The sequence below is a fragment of the Pseudomonas sp. CM27 genome, from assembly GCF_013179515.1.
Taxonomy (GTDB): Bacteria; Pseudomonadota; Gammaproteobacteria; order Pseudomonadales; family Pseudomonadaceae; genus Aquipseudomonas.
In genome coordinates, this window is sequence record NZ_JABMCN010000350.1 from 1 (window position 1) to 4,620 (window position 4,620).

At 60.2% G+C, this 4,620-nt stretch carries 4 protein-coding genes and 1 pseudogene; all 5 read right to left on the reverse strand.

What is annotated here, in order from left to right:
• Positions 1-643 (reverse strand): T6SS effector BTH_I2691 family protein (locus HP547_RS27395; RefSeq protein ID WP_306140665.1); only part of this gene is annotated, 643 nt, incomplete at its 3' end.
• Positions 636-1,559 carry a DUF4123 domain-containing protein gene (locus tag HP547_RS27400; RefSeq protein WP_172288572.1) on the reverse strand — a complete coding sequence of 308 codons (924 nt, stop codon included), beginning with the start codon at positions 1,557-1,559 and terminating at the stop codon, positions 636-638. The genes HP547_RS27395 and HP547_RS27400, both read right to left, overlap by 8 nt.
• Positions 1,556-3,724 carry a type VI secretion system Vgr family protein gene (locus HP547_RS27405; protein WP_172288574.1) on the reverse strand — a complete coding sequence of 723 codons (2,169 nt, stop codon included), beginning with the start codon at positions 3,722-3,724 and terminating at the stop codon, positions 1,556-1,558. The genes HP547_RS27400 and HP547_RS27405 overlap by 4 nt, the downstream gene beginning before the upstream one ends.
• A 75-nt stretch (positions 3,725-3,799) precedes the next feature.
• Positions 3,800-4,315: an Hcp family type VI secretion system effector gene (locus tag HP547_RS27410; RefSeq protein WP_172285754.1), complete on the reverse strand. Its 516-nt coding sequence runs from the start codon at positions 4,313-4,315 to the stop codon at positions 3,800-3,802.
• A gap of 132 nt (positions 4,316-4,447) precedes the next feature.
• A pseudogene (locus HP547_RS29775) lies at positions 4,448-4,620 on the reverse strand (DotU family type IV/VI secretion system protein); the annotation flags it as partial.

Consider the following 4,620-nt stretch of genomic DNA (forward strand, 5'->3'; position numbering starts at 1 on the left):
CGATGGGCAGCGTGTCGGTGAACGGATGGCTGCTCCAGGTCAGCGGCATGCGCCGGCTGGCTGGCTTGAAATCTTCGACCCAGGTTTGCAGGGCGCTGACCGGCAACACATGGGGCTGGCTGGACGGTGACTGGTTGCCGGCCACCAGCTCGGCCATGTCCAGCTGGCGCATATGCCGTTTGCGCAAGGCGGCCGAGCCGGTGATGCGCGCGGTCGTGGCGTTGGTCCACAAATGCGGGCTGTAGCCGATCCACACTTCCTTGGCGGTGTCCGGGCAGGTATCGGCCCACACCCAGCCCACGGTCCGGCTGGCCTGGTAGCGATGACGCAGGTGATAGGCCTCCAGGCCCCGGTAGTGCAGTTCCTTGTAGTGGCCTTCGCCGTCGTATTCATGAATGACCAGCTTTTCGCCCTGGGGGCCTTGCATGAACACGTAGATGTAGCCAGGGCGCAGGGCACGCAGGGTGTAGGCGGAGTGCTGCAGGGGGGTAAAGCCTTGTTCCAGGTTGAAGCCTGCGTCGGCGTAGCGGCAGGCAGGGGTAGCGCCGGTACGCGGCACGATGGCATAGCGCACCGGCAGGATCGGCACGCGCGCACTGCAGGCAGGGCCGGAGGTGGCACTGCTGACACTGGCGTCATTCATGGACGGGCTCCTTGCTTTCTATCAAGGCTTGCAGTTCGCGAAGGCGGCTCTGTGGGGACTCATCGAGGTTGGTGTAGATCTTCCCGGCTTGATCATTGCCCATGAGCCACATGTGCCTAGCCATCAGCCTGATGAACTGCCCAGCGACTTCCTCATCGCGGAAGTTGAGGGCCTTCAGTTGTGGCAGCAGGGTTTCAATCCAGCGCCGAATGTCGGCCAATATATGGGTGGAAGGGTGTTGCAGCGCTAACACCTCATGCGCCAAAGACAGAACGAAGTGCTCGTGCATGCCTGCTTGCAATCGCTCGATTTCCAACTGGCGAAGGCGCATGGGGGTGTCCGCGAAGGAGCGGCCGGTGGTCGGGCTGCGCTCAAGGGTTTTCCACGCGTGAGCCGGCCCCCAGTTGGCTCGCCAGGCCAGTGAAGTCACTGGCCCAAGCCAAGTGGCCAGATGGTCGTCATCCAGTGCATTCAGCCAGGCTTCGAGATGGTCCGGTTTGAAGTGAAAGGTCGCAGATCCCTGATCGGGAAGGGTGATTTGAACAAGGCTGGTGAAGTGAGCTGCCAACGCGGTGAGGCCAATCTGCGCATCCAGGGCAATGGCGCCGCCAATCGGCATCCAGGTCGATATAGCATGGACAAGCAGATCAGGCGCTTCCGTCACGTCTACCAGCAACGGCCCAAAATCATGCTGCTCGTCCAGAATGCTGCGCCTCCACAGCCATTCATGCTGGGTATTTCGGTTTACGTCATTGATGAGCTCAAGCACCGAGGGGGCATAGGCCGGGACCAGTTCACCTTCCTGAGGGATGGGTCGGTAGGCCCAGTATTCGAGCACGCTGGTCATGAGCACCAGAAAGCGAGCGCCTTGTCCGAACTGCTCGCCAGGCGGTGCGTTCGAAGTGGTGGTGTTCATTGGCCCGGCCCTCTGATGCAGCGGCAGTCGGGCAGCCCGCAGGTGCCATCGGGGCGGCGCCCGCATCCACGTTCAAGGGGTTTTCCCGTGACCGGTGCGCTGCTGATGGAAAAGGGGTTGGTTGCCCCGTCTGCCGATTTGAGCAACTGGCCGTTTATGCGGATTGTCGGGCCCTCCAGGGTGATGCCTGTCTCATCGATCTGGATGGAACCCCCAGGGCCCTGAATGATCACGGCTTGCGCTGTGCGTAGCTCGTAGCGGCGGGTGCGCCTGCGGATTTCTCCTCGGGCTTCGAGCTCGGCATGCCCTTCGACCTGCTGTTCGAGGTTGCCGCCGATGCTGCTGTGATGATTGGCGGCAATCTTGTCGTGGCGGTGATTGCCGATGGTTTCCACACGGTCCTTGGCAATCTTGATGGTCTGGTTACGGCCGACATCCAGAGCAGCGTCCTGTCCGATGCTGACGCGCTCATCATTGCCGACCGTTTCAGTGCGGTCATGGCCGATCTGAATCGATTCGTCGTTATCGACCTGTTCGGTGCGGTCATTACCGACCTGCGTGGACTCATCGTGCCTGACCACGATGTTCTGGTCTTTCTGTGCGTGGATGAACACCTCTTCCTGCCCCAGTTCATCTTCAAAACGCAGTTCGTTGAAGCCATTTCCCTTGTGGGTCTGGCTTTTGATGGTCATACGCGTCTTGTGTCGGGGCAGGTCATAGGGCGGTAGCTGATCACCGCAATAGGTACGCCCGGTGATCATCGGCTGGTCTGGGTCGCCATTGACGTATTGGATGATCACGTCCTGGCCGATACGCGGGATGGCCATCGCGCCCCAACTGCCTCCGGCCCAGCCTTGCGATACCCGCACCCAGCAAGAGCTGAACTCGTTGCTCCTGCTCTCGCGGTCCCAGGGGAAGCTGACCTTGACCCGGCCCCACTCGTCGCAATAGATCTCCTCACCGGGCGGGCCGACCACGGTGGCCATGTGCGGGCCGTCCACGCGAGGTTTCTGCAAAGGGGCAGGGCGCCATTCGGTGCGACCTGGCACCAGCACTGCGGTTTGCTCATAGCGCGTGCTTTGGTCGACGCTGGCAGCCTCTTCCTGCAGGCTGGTGAACTGGCGGCCCTTGTGAACGACACTGTTCACTCGCCAGTGGGCATTGAGGTCATCGCGAGGGTGACCGGTCAGCGTGAAGCTCAGCCCGGGTTGTAGCCGTGCGTCATCCCCCTGAACTTCGGCAATGCGTGCATCATGACGCAAGGCGGTGATGCGGTTTTCAGTGAACGGTTTGCCCACCGCATCGCGCTTGTAGCGGCCGGGATAATCGAAGCGCTCATATTCGCTGGACTGATGCTCCAGGAAAGGGCCGGACGCGCGGTGTTCCTGGCGATAGGCAGGATGGGTGAAGGTGTAATCGCGCTGGACCTGCCGCGCTGTCCGCACCTGCTCGCTATAGCGCAAGCGCCGCAGGCAGGGCCTGGCCTGATCGCCGCCACTGTTGGACTGATACAGCACGGTATTGGGGTCAATCACTTTCCCGTCTTCAAAAAAACCTTCGTCTTCATTCTCGCGCTTGAGCGCGCCGTGGCTGATCAGGCCAAGCGATTGCACGCGATCCGTGATGATCAGTTTGTGCAGCTTTTCACTGTGCTCGAAGCGGTAGACAAAGCCTTCTTCTGCGGCGAGGCGGGCAATAAAGGCAAGGTCGGTTTCACCGGCCTGTACGCAGAACTCGCGCACCTGATGCTTATCCACCGCGTGCAGCTCGTACTGATCGATGCCCTGACGTTTGAGCATCAACTCAAGAATCTGCGGCACGGTTTTTTGCTGGAAGATGCGCCAGTTCGAACGCAGGCCTGCGCGGGCCAGAATGGGTTCGACCAGCGCGTGATAGTAGGTGCGGTAAAAGCCGCTTTCGCCTTGGCTGAAACTGCTGACCAGGCCGTTCACGTAACGCACCGGCCCTTCTTCATCCAGGATGGTGAGTACCACCGGTTTGTCCAGCACTTGGCCGAAGTCGATATCGGGTTCGAAGCTGACCAGCTCCAGTTCCAAAGTAAAGGGTGCGCTGATCGCTTCCCTGAGTTCAAACGACACCACTTCGAACTCAACGTCGCCCACCAGTGGCTCGAATCTGTAGCGCAAATCAGATTGGCTAGGCATAAAAGATCCTTGTCCGCCGTCCGAAGAGTTGAAAGCCCAGGCAGCGCGAGGCTTGCCTGGGGCAATTCAGTGGGGTCAGGCGATCGGTTTGCGCCAGTCGTCCGAGCCTTCGGTGCCTGCAACCACATGAGCCCAGGAGATCTTGCGGTAGGACATGGACACTTCGATCAATTGTGTGAAATCAGCGTTTTCCTTGTCCTGCGCATGCGGCAGGGTGGTGTGGATATCGACGATGGTGGCGTCCTCCAGCTTGGTGGTGAAGAAGTGTTCCTGCTTGCCCTCCACTGAGGTGCGATACCAGCTGACCTCTACCGTCGGCAACATTTCGCCGCTGGCCAAGGCCTGGTACATGAGCGGTGTGGCTTTGTTCAGGGCACTGGTGAAAATGAACGGTTTGTGCACCCGCTGGCCCGCCGGTTGGCCACTCTGCGGGTCGGTTGGGGTGGTCACCTGGTGCTTGATTTCCTGCACCAGAATCTCGTCTTCATGGCCCTCGACGAACACGTTGCCGACCGAGTCAGAGGTGAAGGCGCCTGCGGTGATATTGCCTTGGGTCTGGCCTTCGATCTTGATGTAAGCGGGTGTTGGCATGGCAGTTTCTCCTGCGTCCAGGTGGATACAACACGCCAGCACGAGCGGCGTGGCCATCGGAAACGATGGGCTTGTCAACGAGGCAGGTACCTCGTCAATTCGTTGGATTCGGTTGCGTCGCTGTCCGACGCGCTATTGCTGCAAGATGCCGTTGAGTGACTCCAGCACCTCGGTTGTTATCAGGTGCAGGCGGTAGCTGTAGATGCTGTAGGCCACGGCCATGGCGACTGCAGAAATCACCAACGGGCTCCACCAGGGCCATTGCCGGTTCATGCGAAAATTGCGCGGGGCCACGTTGGTGTAGG

Coding starts and splice junctions, on each gene's coding strand:
- HP547_RS27400 (WP_172288572.1), bottom strand. CDS start 1,559: ATGAACACCACCACTTCGAACGCACCGCCTGGCGAGCAGTTCGGACAA.
- HP547_RS27405 (WP_172288574.1), bottom strand. CDS start 3,724: ATGCCTAGCCAATCTGATTTGCGCTACAGATTCGAGCCACTGGTGGGC.
- HP547_RS27410 (WP_172285754.1), bottom strand. CDS start 4,315: ATGCCAACACCCGCTTACATCAAGATCGAAGGCCAGACCCAAGGCAAT.